This window comes from Bacillus sp. JK106 (genome assembly GCF_053663355.1).
The window spans coordinates 249,433-269,099 of the sequence record NZ_JBSJQC010000001.1 but is presented as its reverse complement, the minus strand read 5'-3'; the positions used below and the strand labels follow the sequence as shown (position 1 = coordinate 269,099).

At 46.1% G+C, this 19,667-nt stretch carries 21 protein-coding genes; 13 read left to right on the top strand and 8 right to left on the bottom strand.

Annotated elements, in window-relative coordinates:
- Positions 1-36: 36 nt before the first annotated feature.
- The 3 genes from thiE to cidR are packed head-to-tail and all read right to left on the bottom strand — an operon-like array spanning position 37 to position 2,437.
- A complete protein-coding gene (gene thiE / locus ACWJJS_RS01360; RefSeq protein ID WP_003150910.1) occupies positions 37-711 on the bottom strand; it encodes a thiamine phosphate synthase in 675 nt (224 codons plus the stop codon).
- Positions 708-1,526: a hydroxyethylthiazole kinase gene (gene thiM / locus ACWJJS_RS01355; RefSeq protein ID WP_173612926.1), complete on the bottom strand. Its 819-nt coding sequence runs from the start codon at positions 1,524-1,526 to the stop codon at positions 708-710. Before thiM ends, thiE begins: the two co-directional genes overlap by 4 nt.
- 2 nt (positions 1,527-1,528) lie before the next feature.
- A complete protein-coding gene (cidR, locus tag ACWJJS_RS01350) occupies positions 1,529-2,437 on the bottom strand; it encodes a cidABC operon transcriptional activator CidR (RefSeq protein ID WP_003150908.1) in 909 nt (302 codons plus the stop codon).
- Positions 2,438-2,543: 106 nt separating this feature from the next.
- Between cidR and ACWJJS_RS01345 the strand changes: the two genes are divergently transcribed.
- The 5 genes from ACWJJS_RS01345 to ACWJJS_RS01325 all read left to right on the top strand — a co-directional run bounded on the left by ACWJJS_RS01345 (position 2,544) and on the right by ACWJJS_RS01325 (position 5,722).
- Complete coding sequence (locus ACWJJS_RS01345; RefSeq protein ID WP_007407725.1) at positions 2,544-2,930, top strand: CidA/LrgA family holin-like protein; 387 nt, start codon at positions 2,544-2,546, stop codon at positions 2,928-2,930.
- On the top strand, positions 2,912-3,592 hold the full coding sequence (locus tag ACWJJS_RS01340; RefSeq protein ID WP_012118753.1) for a CidB/LrgB family autolysis modulator: 681 nt from the start codon (positions 2,912-2,914) through the stop codon (positions 3,590-3,592). The genes ACWJJS_RS01345 and ACWJJS_RS01340 overlap by 19 nt, the downstream gene beginning before the upstream one ends.
- A 129-nt stretch (positions 3,593-3,721) precedes the next feature.
- Entirely contained in the window at positions 3,722-3,916 is a 195-nt protein-coding gene (locus ACWJJS_RS01335; RefSeq protein WP_003150901.1) for a YwbE family protein, read from the top strand.
- Between the two features lie 155 nt (positions 3,917-4,071).
- Positions 4,072-4,833, top strand: coding sequence for a MerR family transcriptional regulator (locus ACWJJS_RS01330; RefSeq protein ID WP_454023384.1), 762 nt, complete (start codon positions 4,072-4,074; stop codon positions 4,831-4,833).
- Positions 4,829-5,722, top strand: a complete 894-nt coding sequence (locus tag ACWJJS_RS01325) for a DUF2268 domain-containing protein (protein WP_039255011.1) — start codon at positions 4,829-4,831, stop codon at positions 5,720-5,722. Before ACWJJS_RS01330 ends, ACWJJS_RS01325 begins: the two co-directional genes overlap by 5 nt.
- An 89-nt stretch (positions 5,723-5,811) precedes the next feature.
- On the opposite strand, the gene ACWJJS_RS01320 is transcribed toward ACWJJS_RS01325, so the two are convergent.
- Positions 5,812-6,999, bottom strand: a complete 1,188-nt coding sequence (locus ACWJJS_RS01320) for a class I SAM-dependent rRNA methyltransferase (RefSeq protein ID WP_454023250.1) — start codon at positions 6,997-6,999, stop codon at positions 5,812-5,814.
- Between the two features lie 94 nt (positions 7,000-7,093).
- On the opposite strand from ACWJJS_RS01320, the gene ACWJJS_RS01315 reads away from it, so the two are divergent.
- A complete protein-coding gene (locus ACWJJS_RS01315; RefSeq protein ID WP_032867832.1) occupies positions 7,094-7,477 on the top strand; it encodes a VOC family protein in 384 nt (127 codons plus the stop codon).
- A 27-nt stretch (positions 7,478-7,504) separates the two neighbouring features.
- Here the strand turns inward: ACWJJS_RS01315 and celB are convergent, their stop codons facing one another.
- Entirely contained in the window at positions 7,505-8,839 is a 1,335-nt protein-coding gene (celB, locus tag ACWJJS_RS01310; RefSeq protein ID WP_003150892.1) for a PTS cellobiose transporter subunit IIC, read from the bottom strand.
- Between the two features lie 161 nt (positions 8,840-9,000).
- Here celB and ACWJJS_RS01305 point away from each other — a divergent pair, with 161 nt between their 5' ends.
- A complete protein-coding gene (locus ACWJJS_RS01305; protein ID WP_454023249.1) occupies positions 9,001-10,746 on the top strand; it encodes a S8 family serine peptidase in 1,746 nt (581 codons plus the stop codon).
- Positions 10,747-10,802: 56 nt separating this feature from the next.
- On the opposite strand, the gene ACWJJS_RS01300 is transcribed toward ACWJJS_RS01305, so the two are convergent.
- The 3 genes from ACWJJS_RS01300 to ACWJJS_RS01290 all read right to left on the bottom strand — a co-directional run bounded on the left by ACWJJS_RS01300 (position 10,803) and on the right by ACWJJS_RS01290 (position 13,622).
- A complete protein-coding gene (locus ACWJJS_RS01300; protein ID WP_454023248.1) occupies positions 10,803-11,663 on the bottom strand; it encodes a glycosyltransferase family 8 protein in 861 nt (286 codons plus the stop codon).
- A gap of 259 nt (positions 11,664-11,922) precedes the next feature.
- Complete coding sequence (locus ACWJJS_RS01295) at positions 11,923-12,555, bottom strand: GTP pyrophosphokinase (protein ID WP_007407732.1); 633 nt, start codon at positions 12,553-12,555, stop codon at positions 11,923-11,925.
- A gap of 131 nt (positions 12,556-12,686) precedes the next feature.
- Positions 12,687-13,622 carry a 1,4-dihydroxy-2-naphthoate polyprenyltransferase gene (locus tag ACWJJS_RS01290; protein ID WP_003150884.1) on the bottom strand — a complete coding sequence of 312 codons (936 nt, stop codon included), beginning with the start codon at positions 13,620-13,622 and terminating at the stop codon, positions 12,687-12,689.
- Between the two features lie 443 nt (positions 13,623-14,065).
- Here ACWJJS_RS01290 and ACWJJS_RS01285 point away from each other — a divergent pair, with 443 nt between their 5' ends.
- From ACWJJS_RS01285 to ACWJJS_RS01260, 6 genes are all read left to right on the top strand, one after another.
- Positions 14,066-14,215 carry a teichoic acid D-Ala incorporation-associated protein DltX gene (locus ACWJJS_RS01285; RefSeq protein WP_003150882.1) on the top strand — a complete coding sequence of 50 codons (150 nt, stop codon included), beginning with the start codon at positions 14,066-14,068 and terminating at the stop codon, positions 14,213-14,215.
- A 15-nt stretch (positions 14,216-14,230) separates the two neighbouring features.
- Positions 14,231-15,742 carry a D-alanine--poly(phosphoribitol) ligase subunit DltA gene (dltA, locus tag ACWJJS_RS01280; protein WP_070082563.1) on the top strand — a complete coding sequence of 504 codons (1,512 nt, stop codon included), beginning with the start codon at positions 14,231-14,233 and terminating at the stop codon, positions 15,740-15,742.
- The gene (gene dltB / locus ACWJJS_RS01275) at positions 15,739-16,920 is read left to right on the top strand and encodes a D-alanyl-lipoteichoic acid biosynthesis protein DltB (RefSeq protein WP_003150877.1); all 1,182 of its coding nucleotides are present in this window, start codon (positions 15,739-15,741) and stop codon (positions 16,918-16,920) included. The genes dltA and dltB overlap by 4 nt, the downstream gene beginning before the upstream one ends.
- 16 nt (positions 16,921-16,936) lie before the next feature.
- Complete coding sequence (gene dltC, locus ACWJJS_RS01270; protein ID WP_003150875.1) at positions 16,937-17,173, top strand: D-alanine--poly(phosphoribitol) ligase subunit 2; 237 nt, start codon at positions 16,937-16,939, stop codon at positions 17,171-17,173.
- Positions 17,174-18,352 carry a D-alanyl-lipoteichoic acid biosynthesis protein DltD gene (gene dltD / locus ACWJJS_RS01265; protein ID WP_165409222.1) on the top strand — a complete coding sequence of 393 codons (1,179 nt, stop codon included), beginning with the start codon at positions 17,174-17,176 and terminating at the stop codon, positions 18,350-18,352. It begins immediately after the preceding gene.
- 183 nt (positions 18,353-18,535) lie between these two features.
- Entirely contained in the window at positions 18,536-19,627 is a 1,092-nt protein-coding gene (locus ACWJJS_RS01260; protein WP_025853645.1) for a branched-chain amino acid aminotransferase, read from the top strand.
- Positions 19,628-19,667: the final 40 nt, after the last annotated feature.

Here is a 19,667-nt window from a genome sequence, read left to right as displayed (position 1 = left end):
TCACTGCCTTTTTGCGCACACAGAAAAAGGGCCGCCCTATCGGGACAGCCCTGCTTTGGAGCGCCGAATTTCCTCTGAAAACTTCCGCGCCGCCGCTTTTGGATCTTCGGCTTGGCTGATGGCGCTGATCATGCTGACGCCGTCTGCACCCGCTTCAATGACGGGCGCCGCGTTGTCAGCCGTAATGCCGCCGATTCCTACAATCGGAATGGTGATGCCCTGACGCCGTACCTCTTCAATCAATGTAACGCCCTGCACGGCTTCAGCATCTTTTTTTGTTTCGGTCGGATAGACCGGGCCCATTCCGACGTAATCGGCTCCGGCTTCTTCCGCCCGCTTCACCTCGGAGACGTTATGTGCTGACACACCGAGAATCATATCGCCGATTGCCGCTCTCGTTTCTTCGGCGTCTGCGTCATCCTGTCCGATATGCACTCCGTCCGCCTCAAGGCGCAAGGCCAATTCGACATCATCATTAATGATGAAAGGAATCCCGGCCTGCCTGCAGACATCCTGCACCCGCTTCGCGAACAGGACACGTTCATCCCCTGTTAAAGAACCGCTCCCCTTTTCCCGAAATTGAAAAAGCGTAGCGCCGCCCTCAATTGCTTTTTTCACCACGGAAACCGGGTCTGCGCTTGTATTGTTTGATCCCATAATAAAATAAACCGATAACATATCCTTCATCATTTCCCGAGAAATACGCGTCATTTTTCTATCACCCTTTCAATTGCGGCAAGCTCGGCCGCTTCTTGTTCTGAGATGCTTGCCAGCTTGTTTAAAAGCTCAATCTGGAAGCTGCCCGGCCCCTTATGGGAGGTGTCCAAAGCGGCAAGCTGAGCGGCGCTTCCGTATACAGAAACGGCTGAAACGGCCGCTTGCAGAACGTCCTGCCCCGCTGCGCAGAAGGCTCCGATTACAGACGTCAGCAGGCATCCCGCCCCCGTCACCTTCGTCAGCAGTTTATCACCGTTATGTACGGCGTATGTGTCGGTGCCGTCGGAGATGACGTCGGTTTTTCCGGTAATCGCAATGACCGTCTTCAGCCTGCTTGCAGCCGTCTTAGCGAGCTGAACCACATCTCCTCCGGCTTCCCCCGCATCCACGCCTTTTATCTTCCAATCAGGGGCGCCGGCAATATTGGCGATTTCCGCGGCATTTCCGCGAATGACGGAAAAGCGGACCTCCTGTATGATCTTGCGGGCTGATGCCGTCCGAAACGGCGTGGCGCCGGCGCCTACCGGATCAAAAATGACCGGAACACCGTTTTCATTGGCCGATTTTCCGGCTGCGATCATAGCTTCAACCGACGCCGAGCTGAGGGTGCCTATGTTCAGGACGAGCGCTCCGGCGATTTTCGCCATGTCGGCGGCCTCCTCAATTGCATAAGCCATAACGGGTGATGCGCCGAGCGCGAGCAGTCCGTTAGCGGTGAAGTTCGTGACGACATTATTGGTGATACTGTGAACGAGCGGGTTTTGATCCCGCACTTTACTCAAGTGTTGAGCTGCGGTTTGTGCGTCCATGCTTAATCATCCTTTTTTCTCTTTTTCGGATTCCATAAATACGATTTCGTATGCTCCAGCCAGGCTCTGGCGGCAAAGGACATATAGCGGTCCTTCCGCCAAATGATGGCTAAATGCCACGGAATGACCGGATGAACGAGCGGAATGGTTCTGACTTTGTCAGGATCAAGACCGCGGCAGATTCTTTCCGGCAGCAGGCCGATACCGAGATTGGCGGATACCATTTCGCTGATAAAGTCCCACTGTGATGTTTCATAAATGACATGCGGCCTGAATCCGGCTTTCACGCATTCCGTCATAATTCGATTATGAAGGACAAAATCCTCCCTGAAAAATATGAACGGCTCTTCTTTCAATTCATGAAGACTGCATTCTTTCTCGTCAGCGAGCCGATGTGACGGATGGACGACAAGCATAAGGGTTTCCTTGACGATTGTGAAGGTATGAAAAATCTCTTCATTCGCGGGAAGCACGACGACCCCGATATCAAGCGAGCCGTCCTCCACCCCTTGCTGCACTTTAATAGAGCCGTCCTCAACAAGCTGAAACGTCACATCGGGGTATGTGACGCGGAAGTCACCGAGCACTCTCGGGAAAAAGCCGGACCCGATCATCGGCGGAAGACCGATGCGGACGTGCCCTTTCTTCACTTCCATAATATCGTTCAGCTCTGACGTCAGGTTTTGGAATGACTTTGTGATTTCCTGCGCCTGCACATACATGCTCTGCCCGGCGTCAGTCAGTTCAACTTGCCGGCCATTGCGGTAAAACAGCTTAATGCCGAGCTCCGTCTCCAGGTTTTTAATCATTTTTGAGATTGTCGGCTGTGAAACATACAGAGACTGCGAAGCCTTCGTAAAGCTTTTCAAACGGGCCACTTCCAAGAAATACGTTAAGTGCCGTATATCCATTACATTTCATCCTTTCTATAGACAAAAGGAATACACATTATTCTTTATATGTATTTTACCTATAGCAAAACCTTCTGTACAATATAAATATAAGGGAGGCATCATTATGAAAAAATTGCTGCTTACCGTTATTCAAATCGCTCTGCTGTTTATATTTGCGCGTCTGATCAATTGGGTCACGGCGGCTCTTCATATAAATATTCCCGGCAGTATAATCGGGATTGTGATTCTTTTCACATTATTGCACTTCAAGATTATCAAACTTGAATGGATTGAGCTTGGCGCAGCATGGCTCCTCGGTGAGCTGCTGCTGTTTTTCATCCCGTCTGCCGTCGGAGTGATTGAATACGGAGATATTATGTCTAAATTCGGCGTAAGCATTTTACTTGTCGTCGTCATCAGCACATTTGTCGTGATGGTTTCAACAGGTACGCTTACACAGCTAATAGCAAAAAGAAAGGAGAAAAAACAAACGTGTTCATCGGAATCATAAGTTTATTCTTAACTGTCTTAGTGTATTTGGGCGCGAAAAAACTCTACATTCGTTTTCCGCGGGTGTATACGTCGCCGCTTCTGATTACGCCCGCTGTTTTGGTCGTCCTGCTGCTTCTTGTCAATGTCCCGTATCAGACATACAATCTCGGCGGCGGACTGCTGACCGATATGCTTCAGCCGGCAACAGTGGCGTTCGCCATCCCGCTTTATAAATATTTCCCGATTTTAAAGAAATACGCCGTGGAAATTATTTTGAACGTAGCGGTCGGTTCATGTATCGCCATTCTGTCAACAGCCTTTATCGCAAAATGGTTCCATCTCGGCAGCAGCTTAGTCGACAGTCTCGTGCCGCGATCCGTGACGACGCCGATTGCCATGAACGTTTCAGAAATGATCGGCGGGATGCCGGCCGTTACAGCGGTTTTCGTCATTTTAACGGCTTTATTGGGAACGATCATCGGGCCGATGGTCATCCGCTATTTCCGCATTGATAACGAAATTGCCCGGGGCGTGCTGCTCGGAACTAGCGCGCACGGAGCGGGAACATCTAAAGCATTTGAGCTCAGCTCCGTATCAGGAACGATCTCAAGCGTGTCGATGATCCTCGCCGCGATTATGACACTGTGCGCGGCCCCGATTTTGCTTTCGTTTATGTCATAAAAGACTGCTCCTTACAGAGCGGTCTTTTTTTAGTTGCCATGAAGAATTGATTTGTCTGTCCTTCATAAAAAGACGAAAACACGATATGATAAGACATGAAGTGAAAAGACTGAAGAACGGATGTGTCATATGAACGGCCAGCAGCGAAGCAGCATCAGAAAAGGACTTGAAGTCGATATCGTCCTGAAAGCCGATCAGCGTTCAGGAAAGCTGACAAGAGGAATCGTCAAGGATATTTTGACGAACTCAAGCTTCCACCCGCGCGGCATTAAGGTCCGCCTTGAAGACGGGCGAATCGGCCGGGTGCAGCACATTATTGAATAGAAAAAAGCCGGAGCTTCACGCCCGGCTTTTTTTCTTTAATTTCAGCAATGAAATCCTCATATGTTCTCCCTTTATATACAAAAAATTTTTAACCAACTATTGACTCTTACGTTGCGTAATACTTTAGAGTAGCCATTAAGGAGGCGGCAAACGTGATGGGTATGAAAGTAAAAGAAGTAGCTGAACTGATTGGAGTAAGCATACGCACTCTCCATCATTACGATCAAATTGGATTATTGACTCCTCAGGAAACGACCGATTCCGGTTATCGGCTTTATTCTGAAGAGAATCTTGAACAGCTGCAGCAGATACTATTTTTCAAGGAGCTCGATTTCTCCTTAAAAGACATTAAAGAAATCATTAATAGTCCTTCATTTAACCGAAGGGAGGCATTAATTTTACAAAAGAAAATGTTGATTGAGAAACGGAATAGAGTCGATAAAATGATTGAAACCATCGATAAATCAATCAAACATTTGATGGGAGAGATTTGCATGACGAACAAAGAGCGGTTTGAGGGAATGAACTTCAATCATAATCTTTATGAACAAGAAGCTCGCAAACGGTGGGGTGATCAACCTGTCGATAAGGTAAATATTAGATTGAAAAACATGACTGATGGTGAGCAAAAAGATTTATCTGATAAGTGGACTGCAATGTTCAATAAATTTGCACTCCTTATTAACCAATCTCCCGAGTCCCCAGACGTACAAACCGCTATCAAAGAGTGGTTTGATTTTCTCAATGAAAATTTTGGTGAATATTCTTTTGATGCCTTTTACGGATTAGGTCAACTCTATATTGAAGATGAACGCTTCACTAAGAACATCGACCGGTATGGTGAAGGGTTGGCGAAGCTCATGAGTGATGCTATTACAATTTATATAAATCATCAAAAAAAGGGTGGTACCCATTAAAATCATTATCGAGGATACAATTGGGCAATACGAAAAGTTATTTTCAATGATTGAAAATAGAGAAGATTATTATCGGTATTCAATGATGAAACCTTTTGAAGATATGTGGAAAAAGATTAATGTTCCCTTAAAGGCAAAGGAACCTAACGGATATGATGTAATCATGGCTGCAAATATGCTGGGCTATCTGAGCATATTTGATACGGAAACCGGAAGAAAAGCATTAGAGAATCTAAAAGAAATTCAAGCTCCTCAAATTGCATTTGACACTTTAACTCATTGTGTTAAATTTATCAAACAAAACCGCTTAAAAATAAATGCTGATGAAATAAGGTTCGGGATGTATCTGGCCAATCAAAAAAAGCTTGAATTACATAGAGGGTATTGTGGATTCGGAGGAATTCCGGGATTTATTCAAGTTTCAATATTCCCCAATTCATATAACATACCGAGACTGCCTGCTGTAATTGCACATGAATTTCATCATAATATTCGTTTTTCGTATTTCAATTGGGATTATGGGAATGTAACGGTTGGGGATTACTTAATGATAGAGGGGTTGGCAGAATCGTTTGCCAAAGAACTTTACGGAGAAGCTCTGTTAGGTCCCTGGGTTACTTCTTTTGAAAAAGAAGACTTAGAATACTCAAAAGAAATTATCAAAGACTCATTAAATGTGAAAGGATTTGCTGAAGTCAGCAGTTACATGTTTGGTGACACCTTTGCAGCCGAACAAGGTTATCAGCCTGTCGGCTTATCACCGTTTGCAGGTTATGCGGTTGGCTACCAAGCGGTGCAATCCTTCATGAAAGCCAACAATGTGGGGATTAGTGAGGCCACTTTACTCGGCACAGATGAGATACTAAGTAATAGCGGGTTTTTTCTTTAAACAGTAAGATATGAAGATTATTTATCCCGTATTAGAGCGATGGAAGAGGGTTTTCTTTTCCCCCTCTTTCCACGCTATAAATGATCATCCTATTTTTTCCGCAAGAAAACAACCTTCAAATAGTTCCCTTCTTTAAACGCGGGAATCGTTTTGAAATCTTCCGGAAGCGTGTATTCTTCCAAAATGTCGTAACGCTCATTTGTTTCTTTAAAGGCGGTCTCTATAAAACCTTTAAATTTCTTCATATTGAAGGCGCTGCTGTTTGTCGAAGCGACGATGATGCCGTTTTTTGCGGTGATGGCAATCGTTTCCTTCAGCAGGTTTTTATAATCTTTCGCCGCGCTGAACGTCCGTTTTTTTGTGCGGGCGAAAGAAGGCGGATCAAGGATGATGAGGTCAAACGCCAGCCCTTTTTTCTCCGCATAGCCGAAGTATTTGAAAACATCCATGACTTTAATGTCATGCGCCTCATAATCAATTCCGTTGGCGCTGAACTGTTCAATCGTTTTTGCGAGACTGCGGTTGGCGACATCGACGCTGGTCGTTTTCTCAGCTCCGCCAAGCGCCGCCGCGACGGAAAATGCCCCCGTATAAGAGAACGTATTCAGCACCCGTCTGCCGTTTGCATACTTGTCCCGAATCGCTTTGCGTACATGACGCTGGTCTAAGAAAATGCCCGTCATCGCCCCATCGTTTAAATCCACCGCATACCGTATGCCGTTTTCTTGAACAATGACCGGAAAAGCTCCTCTTTCGCCTTTGACAAAATCGTCGTCTTCCACGTATTGCCCGGCAGTATCGAATCGTTTCTTTTCATAGATCGCTTTATAAGAAAGCTCCAGTCCGTCAATCGCCTCAATCATGCTGTCCTTATAAGCGTAAATGCCTTTACTGTACCATTGAATCAGCAGATAACCGTCATAAAAGTCAATCGTGACGCCGCCGATGCCGTCGCCCTCACCGTTGAAAAGCCGGAACGCCGTTGTATCGGGCGCCTTAAACAGATGAGCTCTTGCTTCAACCGCTTTTTTCAGCTTGTCCAGAAAGAAACGTCCGTCGATCCGTTCATCTTTCGCGCGGGACAGCACCCAGCCGACTCCTTTATTCTGCAAACCGTAATAGCCTTTTCCGATAAACTCACCCTTCTCGGATGTCACATCAAAAAGATCGCCCTCTGTTAAATGAGCCGAGCTTCCGGACAGAGCGTCTTTTTCAATCAGGGGGAATCCTTTTTTCAGCTTTCCGGCAAATGTATCTTTCACTGTAAGTAGCTTCATTGTGCATTCCTCTTTCGTTTTGCTTTCTCTTATCGTACCATAAAACATGATCAACACCGCATTGTCCCGAAAAATTCAAAACAGGGGGAAAACCATGACAGCCAAAAGAATCGACCATACAGGCATTATGGTCAAAGATATTGAAACATCCATCGCCTTTTACCAAGACGTTCTCGGTATGCAGTTAAAGGATCGTATCACTCATACGAACGGCATTATTGAACTTGCCTTTCTCGGCTTTCAAGAAGGGCCGGAGACAGAAATTGAGCTGATCCAGGGCTACAGCAGCGAGCTTCCCGCAGAAGGAAAAGTGCACCATGTCGCTTTATTGACTGAAGATATCGCGTCGGAGTTCACGCATGCGAAGCGTCAGGGCGCCGTATTCATTGATGAAGAAATCACGACGCTTCCGAACGGATACCGCTACTTTTACATTGAAGGACCTGACGGCGAATGGATCGAATTTTTCCAGCGTTAAAAAAACGGGCGAAAGCGCCCGTTTTTTTTATGTTTCTTCTGTGACGTTTTGTTCCGCCGCCCGTTCCTCTCTCCATTTTTGAAGATCCCAAATTCGGAAAAACGGATAATAAATGATAAATGTAATCAGGAGATTGATCAGCTGCATGACCGAACCGGAGATTTTCCCGCCCGTCGCCAAATAACCGGAAATCAGCGGCGGCATCGTCCACGGCACGGCGATTCCCGCCGGTTTTGCCACCATCCCCGTGCTCATCCCGATGTACGTCGCCGTAATGGTCAAGAGCGGCGCGATGATAAAGGGCACGATTAACAGCGGATTCATGACGAGCGGCATCCCGAAAATAATCGGTTCGTTAATGTTAAAAATCGCGGGCCCGATGCCGAGACGGCCGAGCTGTTTCATCTGTTTGCTTCTGGAGCGCACAAGCATGGTCAGCACAAGGGCAAGCGTCGCTCCGCTTCCGCCGACATTAATCCATATTTGAAAGAACTGTGTCGTAAAAATGCTCGGCAGCGCTTCTCCCGCCTGAAAAGCCAAACGGTTGGCGTCCATCGCCCCGTACCAGATCGGCGACATGACGCCGCCGATTATGGACGCGCCGTGTATGCCGCACGACCAAAGAAGCATTTGCACGAATTCGGCGATAAGACTTCCGCCGAGACTCCCGCCCAAAATAGACAGCGGGGTGCCCAGCAGATCGCCTACGACATTGTGGAGACTTTTAAAAGGAGTTATTTCAATAAACAGACGGGCCAGCCATACAAGCGTAATAATAATGAAACCGGGGATGAGCGCAACGAACGATTTGCTGACCGCAGGCGGCACTCCGTCAGGCATCTTAATGACGATATTTCTTTGTATAATAAACCGATACACTTCCGTAGACAGCATTGCAATGATCATCGCGACAAACAGACCTTTGCTTCCGAGCAGCGAAATCGGTATGCCGCCTCCCACCATAATCTCTGTTGACGAGCCGTCAGGGATAAACGGAATCTGATACGGCGTCGCCAATAAAAAGGCGGCAAGGGCAATGGCTCCCGACGACAGGGCATCCACCTCATAGCTTTCCGCAAGCCGATAAGCAATCCCAAAGGCGGCGACAAGCGCCATAATGTCAAAGGACGCATTCACGGGATACCCGAGCTTTTCAACCCAATTTTCACCGAAAAGACCAGCCATAAAATCGGCATAACCGGGAATCGGAAGACTCGTCAGAATCAGAAAAACCGATCCGATGATGATAAGCGGCATAGTCAAAATAATGCCGTCCCGCAAAGCTCTTAAGTGCCTTTGGCCGGCGACTTTTCCGGCGACAGGCATGATTTTTTCTTCCATGACCCGATTGAACGTACTCATTTATCAAAAACCCCCTTTTTGAGTTCATTGCGCAGATGTCTTAAAGCATTTTCTCCATCATATTTTGGAAACGCTTACATTTGCATACAGAAATTTTCCTTATCCCTCAGGAAAAAAAGAATTCCGCACCGCCGATATATAAAGAAAAAGGGGGAATTGCAATGTATCACACCCTGAAACCGATAATGGCCGCGGCCTTGTGCATCAGCCTGTTCTCCGCCGCGGCGCCCGCGCACGCCGAGACGCATGACCGGGACGTTATCGTGGTGTACAAAAATCAAAACGGCAAGGAATCCGCCATAGACAGCGGAGCGGATGTGGAACAGACCTATCAGCATCTCCCGGCAGTCGCCGTGTCAGCCGATTCGCAAACGGTGAAAGACCTGAAACAGGACCCTGACATCTTATATGTAGAAGAGAATGTATCCTTTCAGGCAGCAGGCGGTTCTGATATCCGCCCGTTATCAGCGGTCCAAAGCAGCAGTTACGTGCTGCCGCAATGGGATATCGAACCGACTCAGGTTAAGCAGGCGTGGAAAGAAGGCTTGACGGGAAAAAAGGTGAAAGTGGCTGTCATTGACAGCGGCATTTACCCTCATGATGATCTCTCCATTGCCGGAGGCTATTCCGCAGTCAGCTATACTTCCTCATACAAAGATGACAACGGACACGGGACGCATGTCGCCGGAATCATTGCGGCCAAACATGACGGATACGGCATTGACGGCATCGCGCCGGATGTCCGGTTATATGCGGTTAAAGCATTAGACAGAAAAGGTGCGGGAGATCTCAAAAGCCTTCTTAAAGCGATCGACTGGTCGATCGCCAATAAAATGGACATCATCAATATGAGCCTCGGGACAAACGCAGACAGCAAAAGTCTTCACGACGCCGTTGACAAAGCTTACAAAAAAGGAATCGTGATCGTAGCCGCCGCAGGAAACGACGGCAACAAAAAACCCGTCAATTATCCGGGCGCCTACAGCAGCGTAACGGCAGTCTCAGCGTCAACTGAAAAAAACGGGCTCGCGTCTTTTTCCACGACCGGAAAACAAATTGAGTTTGCCGCACCCGGCACCAATATTACGAGCACATATCTGAATCAAATGTACGCCACGGCTGACGGCACATCTCAAGCCGCGCCGCACGTCACCGGCATGTTCGCGCTGCTCAGGCAGAAATATCCGGAGGAAACAAATACACAGCTCCGGCAGCAGATGCAGCAAAACGTCAAAGATCTGGGCGCTCCCGGACGTGACAGCCGATTCGGGTACGGACTGGTGCAATATCACACAAAGCAAAAGAGCTTTGCCGAACGGGCCGTAATAAAAGCGGAAAAGACGAAAAAGCAGGCAGATATCAATGAAGCAAAAACGGCAGTCAGCAAACTGTCCAAGTCAAAAGGAAAAACCGCTCTCGAGGCGCGGATCAATAAAGTTCAGACGGCAAGAAATGTGACGGACGCAAGAGACAAAGTCCGGACTGCCGAAAAACAAAAGAAAAAAACCGCCGTCAATGCCGCACAAAGCGCCATCCGCAAATTACCGGCCGGTTCAGAGAAAAAAGGGCTGCAAAAGCGGCTGAACGCTGTCAACTCAAGCCTTTTGAGAACTGCTGAGGCCAGCGTCAAGCAGGCGGAAAAAAAGACCTCTGAAGCCAACACCGCAAAAGCCCAAAAAGCAGTCAGCAAAATCCAGCCGGGAAAAGAAAAAACCGCTCTGGAAAAACGGCTTGGCCGGATAAAAGATAAACTCAACCGGCAGCAGGCAAGGGACAAAGTAAAAACGGCGGAAAAAACCAAGACGAAAAAAGCAAAATCAGCGGCGCAAACGGCAGTCAGCCGATTGAAGCCGTCTGCCGAAAAGACCAGCCTGCAAAAACGCGTGCGTGCGATTCGGGTGAAATAATAAAAAAACGCTTGTGAGCCGGTCAACGGCTTCACAAGCGTTTTCATCACACCTGCCTATTGGTTCATGGCCGGGCGGTCAATCGTGTTCCATTTCGTAAAGGACATATATCGGAAATAATGATCACGATACGGGTGCGAAGTGCCTATATTCCAAGGCTTGTCCCCGCCGCAGAAATGGACGATGGCCGGTTCGGCACGTGTTTCTCTATAACGTATACGGTCGATCAGTTCAGGAGGCGTTTTCTCATTCATGATAATATGCGTCTGCGCGTTCCAGCGCGGATGCAGTTCATGCCATTGATCATATAAAATCGCGTTAAGCGCGTCCTGATCATGAAACACGAGAAAATCCTCCGAGCTGTTATCATTGATAAAATCAATCACTCTTTTAGAAATATTCTGTTTTCTCCAAGGTTCGAAATCTATAATCATAATACCGGAATTAAAATACTTGGCAGTGTCGCTGATATTCATTTTTTTCAGTCTTTCATGCTGTCCGGCATCTTCTACCGCCGCAACTATTGCCGGGGAAATATCCAAGTCCCATAAAACCGAAATATCTTCCATCACAATTGCATCGCAATCGATGTAAATCATCCGCTTTACGGACTCATCCTTAATTAAATCAGGGATAGAAATGCGGTAATAAGCCGCTTTTGTAATGTGGCTGCTTTCGACTGCATGCTTGTATTGATCAGCATCCACTTCTAAAAATTCAAGCGGCGTCCCGAATGACATCGCGGTCTGTTCAAGCTTGTCCTTGTTTTCGGCAGTAATTCCGCCGTCGATCACATATAATTTGGCATTCCTTGTTTTATCCATATTCATCAATAAAGAAGCGAACATCCCACCCAAATGACGAGCATAATTATCATCGGCACATGATACGATATGCATTGTTTCATTCTTTCCCACTGATATTCATCTCCCTTTTTGTTGTACAAATGTCTTTCCCTTTTTTAAAAAAGTAAACCTCGATCTTACACATTTTTTCTGCGGGAATGTGCTGTTTGCGATTTGATATCTATTGCATTCTCTGTTCAAATTCAATCAGAATTTCAGCCTGAATCATCGTCAGAATACATCGTGCGGGAAAGCAAAAACGCGTAAACATAAAAACAACCAGCCGGACTGCGTATAAAAGCGGTCCGGCTGGTTGTGACGGGTCAATCGTTTAATCGACTTCTTTCTTAATCCCAAGCATCTTTTCGTCTAAATAATGGGCGATGTCCGCCGCTTCCTTCAGCTCGTCGGTCAGATGCTTTGGGACTTCGTTATTTAATTTGTAATAAATTTTATGTTCAAGGCTCGCCCAAAAATCCATGGCGATGGTGCGGATTTGAATTTCCGCCTTCACATATTCCACACGATTCGTCAAATAAACGGGAATTTCAATAATCAAATGCAGACTGCGGTAGCCGTTCGGCTTCGGATGTTTGATATAATCCTTCACCTTTACGATCTTCAGATCCTTATGCTGCTTCAAAACCTCAGCGACATTATAAATATCGGAAATAAAGGAACAGATAATCCTGACACCCGCGATATCATGAATATGCTCTTTCATTTCCTGCGTCGTCACATCGCAGCCTTTTCGCATCAGTTTATTGACGATGCTTTCAAAACTTTTCACGCGTGATTTTGTATGCTCGATCGGGTTATGCCCGTGAATCAGATTATATTCCTGGCTGATGATCGAAAACTTCGTATCCAGCTCATCTAAAGCGAATTTATAAACTAATAATTCATTTTTCCAATCTTCCATGACCGTTTTTAAATCATCCATATGGGCTGTTGACAAGTCCATTTTTTTCATCTCCTTGCTTTGCTGTCCATATATGAGACGGGTCAGTCCGCGGTCAGGTTCTTTACAATATCGTGAAGATTATGTCATAAAAAAAAGCAAATGCCGGTTATGGCATTTGCCCTTTCATTTGATCAGCGGAAATAACTGATCAGGAGTCCGATTGAAAGCAGGAATCCGAAGAATGTATTGGTTTGCGCCGTTGATTTCATCGCAATAATCATGTTCATCGGCATTTCGTTTTTCACAAAGCCTTTCACGGCCTGAACGGGTTTCGGCACGCTCAAAAAGACCAGGAACAGCCACGGGCTTGTGTAACCCATGATGACAAGACCGACGATCCAGATGTAAGCGATGGCAAAAGATGCGGCCAGTATCATGACGGCCCCTCTATGCCCCATCAAAATGGCCAGCGTTTTACGTCCGCCTTTTTTATCTTCCTCAATATCACGAATATTGTTGGACAGGTTAATCGCTCCGACCAGGATGGCGATCGGGATGGAAATCAAAATGCTCTGCTCATTAATTCTGCCTGTCTGAATGAAGAAAGAAATAAGGACAAATACAGAGCCCATGCAAATGCCGGAGAACAGTTCCCCGAACGGTGTATACGCAATCGGCAGCGGGCCGCCCGTATACAGATAGCCGATCAGCATGCCGGCAAGGCCGATAGCCGCAAGCCACCAGCTGCTGCTCATGCAGATATAAACACCGAGCACGAGGGCAATCGCATAAGAGCCGAGCGCCAGCTGCAGAATTGTTTTCGGCTTCATGCCGTGGCGGACGATCGCTCCGCCGATACCGACGGAATCCTCCGTATCTAAACCGCGTTTAAAATCGTAATATTCATTGAATAAGTTCGTGGCGATCTGGATCCAAAGACAGGAAAACAGCATGGCCAAAAACAGCAGGAAATCAACCTTTACGTAAAACATCGCCAATACGGTGCCGAGAAGTACGGGCACAAACGATGCCGTCAATGTATGAGGGCGGGTTAGCTGCCACAAAATGCGGCCCATGCTTTCTTTCTCGGGCGTCTTTTGGCTGCCCCCCATATTGTTTTGATTCATTTTCCTCTTCCTTTCTATTAAAAGGCTTTCACAGTCAGCCGATAACAGTAGTGTTGAATTGGGGTTTTCACGTTTTCTGCTACCTTATCTATCATAATAATTTCTTCCTCATTTCACAAGATGCGGCGCTTTATCAGCTATCCTGCCGGAAACGGCTTTTCGCCCTTCTCCATTGGGGTTCGGCACAAGCCTGCTTAAGAAAAAGCCGCCAAAATTTTTTTACCTCGTTTATATTTACGATAAGTTAAAAATCCCGCCTGAACAGTGCTTTTTTAGTATGATCATTTTCCAATTTATACATGCGTGTTTTCCATCCTTTTGTTTCTCATTCATTTTTAAGGAAATTTTAAGCTTAGGATATTAGACATATTTTGAAACTTTTTGTTAATCTAATCGTCATATACTGGTGTAATTATTGAATACGCGGGGAAGGAATTTTGAATATGATGCAAAAATTAAAACGTGCTTATGAAAATACATTGATCAAATGGACGTTTCATACGGGCTTTTATTTTCTGATATTAGTATTGCTCTTTTGGATGTATGGATTTCATACAGCGAATACCGGCACTTATATTTACAACGATTTCTAATCGGGGAGGATAACTATGAAACTACTTGATGCTATAAAAACATACGCAGACGCCAAGCCGCAGGCCATAGCGTTTCGTTCCTTAGATCATTCCCTCACTTACGGGGAATTATGGGATTTGTCGGAGCGGGTTGCGTCCGGCATTCAAAAACATACGGCTGACGGTTCGAAAGCGCCTGTCCTGGTTTACGGACATATGGAGCCGAATATGATCGTTTCTTTCTTGGGAAGCGTCAAAGCGGGCCGCCCTTACATCCCTGTCGATGTTTCCATTCCGGCGGAGCGGATCGTCAAAATCATTGAAAGCTCAGGCGCAGAGCTGCTTATCAGCGTATCGGGCGATGCAGTCGATACGGGAAGCAATCTGATTAAAACCGTTACGCCCGAAGAGCTTGCAGCTGACGGAGATGCAGACCTCAGCCGTGAGAACTGGGTAAAAGAGCTGGATACGTTTTACATTATTTACACGTCCGGCAGCACGGGAAATCCGAAGGGCGTACAGATATCGGCTGATAACCTGCAAAGCTTCACTGACTGGATCTGCAGGGATTTTCCTGTGGGCGGGGGTAAGACATTCTTAAACCAAGCTCCGTTTTCTTTTGATTTATCTGTCATGGACATTTTCCCGTCGCTTCAAACGGGAGGTACGCTGCACTGCGTAACGAAAGACAAAATCAATAAACCGAAAGTACTATTTGAAGAGCTGGAGAAATCCAAACTGAACGTCTGGACATCGACGCCGTCTTTCGTCCAAATGTGTCTGATGGACCCCGGCTTTACGCAGGAGCTCCTGCCTGAGGCAGAAGTATTTATGTTTTGCGGAGAAGCGCTTCCGGCTGCCGTGGCACAGGAACTGTTAAACCGTTTTCCGAAGGCCCGCGTATTCAATACATACGGCCCGACTGAAACAACGGTTGCCGTCACCTCCGTTGAAATTACGCAGCAGATTATCGATGAAAATGAATCTCTGCCCGTCGGTTTTGCAAAACCCGATATGAATATCTTCATCATGGATGAAAACGGGAATAAGCTTCCGGACGGAGAAAAAGGGGAAATCATCATCGCCGGCCCGAGCGTGAGCAAAGGCTATCTCGGTGAACCGTCTCTGACTGAAAAAGCGTTTTTCTCAATTGACGGCCAGTGGGCATATCACACGGGTGATGCCGGTTATGTTCAGGATGGTCAGATTTTCTGCCAAGGACGCCTTGATTTCCAGATTAAGCTTCACGGCTACCGCATGGAGCTGGAGGAAATCGAAGTACATGTAAGGCAGTCTCAATATGTGCGCACGGCGGTTGTCATCCCGTATCAGCCTAACGGACCAGTCGAATATTTAATTGCCGCCATCGTGCCTGAAAAACATGATTTTGAAAAAGAATTCCAGCTGACAAGCGCCATTAAGAAAGAACTGGCCGCTTCGCTTCCGGCCTACATGATTCCGAGAAAATTCATTTATCAGGATCACATTCAAATGACTGCGAACGGAAAAATCGACCGTAAACGCATTGGCGAAGAGGTTCTTGTATGACGCCTTACAGCTCGTTTTTCTTCTTTATCTTACTTGGAATCCTTCTTTTGCCGACGATTATTTTAGGGCTGAACGGCAAGAGATTCCAAGGATACAACATGTTTATATCCATCATCGTATTGGCTTTGATTTTCGCGCATGATCTGCACGGCGTGATCGCACTATGTATCTTTACGCTGTGGCAGGTGCTTTTAATCAGGGGTTATCTCGCTTACAGACTGAAAGCCAACAGCGGCTTTGTCTTCAGTATGGCCGTGATCGCGTCCATTTTACCCCTGTTTTTATCTAAATTATGGCCGTTTTTCTTCCCGCCGGCGCCTCATCATCCGGTTCATAACCTGATCAGTTTCTTAGGAATTTCTTATTTGACATTTAAAGGCGTCCAGCTGATCATGGAAACGAGAGACGGACTGATTAAAGAAAAAATGCCGCTTCACCGCCTTTTGTACTTTATTATGTTTTTCCCGACCATTTCTTCCGGCCCGATCGACAGATACCGCAGATTTGCCAAGGACGAACAGAAAGTATGGACAAAGGGAGAATACGCTGATTTACTGTATACCGGCATTCATAAAATTTTTATCGGTTTCTTGTACAAATTCATTATCGGATATGCGATTAACACGTATTTCATTATGAATCTGTCTCATATCACCCACAGCAAACTGTGGGGTAATGTGCTGTACATGTACGGATACAGCTTGTACCTGTTTTTTGATTTTGCGGGTTACACGATGTTTGCCGTCGGTGTAAGCTATATTATGGGTATCAAATCTCCGGAAAACTTTAATAAGCCGTTTATCAGCAAAAACATTAAAGACTTCTGGAACCGCTGGCACATGTCCTTATCCTTCTGGTTCAGAGACTACGTATTTATGCGCTTTGTATTCTGGATGACAAAGAAAAAATGGATAAAGAACCGGATGGCCGTCTCGAACATCGGGTATTTCCTGCTGTTCATGCTGATGGGCGTCTGGCACGGACTCGCCCTGCAATATATTATATACGGCCTTTACCACGCCGTATTAATGACCGGGTATAACTTTTTTGAGAAATGGAATAAGAAATACAAGTGGCTGCCCGCCAATCGTTTTACGGCCTTTTTAGCCATCGTCATCACATTCCATTTCGTATGTTTCGGATTTTATATTTTCTCAGGAAAACCATTTCATCACTAAAGGAGATTGAAAACACATGGAATTTAAACAGGAAGTATTAGACGTATTAGCTGAAGTTTGTCAGGAAGACGCTGTAAAAGAAAATCCTGATATTGAAATCTTTGAAGAAGGACTGCTTGATTCTTTCGGAACTGTAGAACTGCTTGTCGCCATCGAAAACCGCTTCGGCATTACAGTGCCGATCACTGAATTTGACCGTGACGAGTGGAATACGCCAAACAACATTGTAAACAAACTGACTGAGTTGAAGTAAATGAAAAAGCGTTTCTTTGGACCAATTATTTTAGCGTTTGTCCTGTTTGTCGGAGCTATCGCAGTTCCGGCTTCATGGCTTACGCGCTTCATTCCTGAAAAACGTGTCGAAGAGTCGGCGGCAGCCTTAAATCCGAATATGTTCCAGGGGCTCTATCTGCAAAACAAAATGTTCGAAGACACGAAGTATATGCCGATTTTCGGTTCTTCCGAGCTTTCAAGACTGGATGAATTTCACCCGTCCAACTATTTCCAAGTGAACAACCAAGGCTTTACGCCTTATCTTGTCGGAAAAGGCGGGGACCAATCCTTGATACACGCCGTGAACTTTGCGGCGCATTATCAGCAGCTGAAGGGCAAAAAGCTGGTATTCATTGTTTCTCCGCAATGGTTTATCAAAAAAGGTTCTGATGAACAGCACTTTGCGCCGAATTTTTCATCACTTCAGGCATTGGATTTAGCATTTAATAACCAGATTGATCCCGCGGTCAAAAAGAACATGATGAAGCGCATGCTCCGTTTTAAAGTTGTTCAGCATGATGCCGTCCTTTCTGAATTATACAAGGGAATGGTCAACGGACAATCATGGAAAGTGAAAGCGGTCATGCCGGCTGCCAAAGCTTATTATTCTCTGCTTGAGAAAAAAGATCTTTATTATTCAATGGGAGAAACCAAGGGCCCTGAACGGACGATCTCTGAAAACCTGAAAGGGAAATCGTGGTCAGAGTTAAAGACAGCCGCCGCTCAATTAGGAGAACGGAGCTCCAAGTCCAATCCTTTCTATATCGATGACGCTTCTTATAAAAAGATTAAGAAGAAAGTAAAGAGAGTGAAAGGAATCAACAAAGGAAGAACGTACGCCAAATCAGTCGAATATCACGACTTTGAGGATATGCTGGACATTCTGAAAGATGCCGGCGCTGAACCGATGTTCGTGGTTATTCCGGTCAACGGAAAATGGTATGACTACACCGGCTTCCCGAAAAAAGGCCGGACTGATTACTACAAAAAAGTCACTAAGCAAATTAAAGCGAAGGGCTTTCAGGTTGCCGACTTATCCGGGCACGAATATGATCCGTACTTTATGAAAGACACCATCCATATCGCCTGGAAGGGCTGGGTGTACGTCGATAAAGCAATGGAGCAGTTTTACAAAACCGGCAAGGTGACGGTTCACTGAGCACGGTGATGACAGAATACGTAAAAACGAACACGCAGGGGGCATTCTCTCCCCTGCTTTTTATGTGATTTGATTTTTTCACAAATTTGAGGAAAACTATTGCGAATATTTGTTGAAGGTATACAATAGAATATAAATTATTTTCAAATAAGTTTGACAATAACACCAATAGGGAGACAGAACATTATGAAACAAGACATTCGTGTTGAATTGACTTCAGCCAAAAAACCGAAACCGGACCCCCATAACCTTGCGTTCGGCAGAATTTTCACCGACCATATGTTTGTTATGGATTACGACGCCGGTCAAGGCTGGTATGATCCGAGAATTATCCCTTATCAGTCCATCTCAATGGATCCTGCGGCCATGGTTTATCATTACGGCCAAACCGTTTTTGAAGGGCTTAAAGCGTATGTAACGAAGGATCAGGAAGTGCTTCTGTTCAGACCGGAGAAAAATATGGAGCGCCTGAACCAGTCAAATGACCGCCTTTGCATCCCGCTCATTGATGAAGAGCTTGTTCTTGAAGGCCTGAAACAGCTCGTAGCCATCGACCAAGACTGGATTCCGAAAGCGGAAGGCACTTCCCTTTATATCCGTCCGTTTATTATTGCGACTGAGCCTTTCCTCGGTGTAGCGGCATCCCATACGTACAAGCTGTTTATCATTCTTTCCCCGGTCGGCTCTTATTACAAAGAAGGCATTAAACCGGTAAAAATCGCCGTGGAAAACGAATTCGTGCGCGCCGTCAAAGGCGGCACCGGAAATGCGAAAACCGCCGGCAACTACGCATCAAGCCTGAAAGCGCAACAGGTTGCGGAAGAGAAGGGATTTTCCCAGGTTTTATGGCTTGACGGCATTGAGAAAAAATACATCGAAGAAGTCGGCAGCATGAACATCTTCTTCAAAATCAGCGGCGAAATCGTGACGCCGGAGCTGAACGGAAGCATTCTTGAAGGAATTACGAGAAATTCCGTCATCACCCTTCTCAAACATTGGGGACTGACTGTGTCTGAGCGGAAGATTTCGATCGATGAAATCATCCAGGCGCATCGTGACGGCCGATTGGAAGAAACATTCGGAACCGGTACGGCGGCGGTCATTTCTCCGGTCGGCGAACTGATCTGGAATGATGAAAGTCTTGTCATCGGCAGCGGTGAAACCGGAGAGATCTCGAAGAAATTGTACGATACCATTACAGGCATTCAAAAAGGCGCGGAAGCCGACGTGTTCGGCTGGACGACGAAAGTCGCCTCACTAAGCGAATCAAAATAAGCAAAAAACCCGGAAGCGAATCCGGGTTTTTTTACTGCTC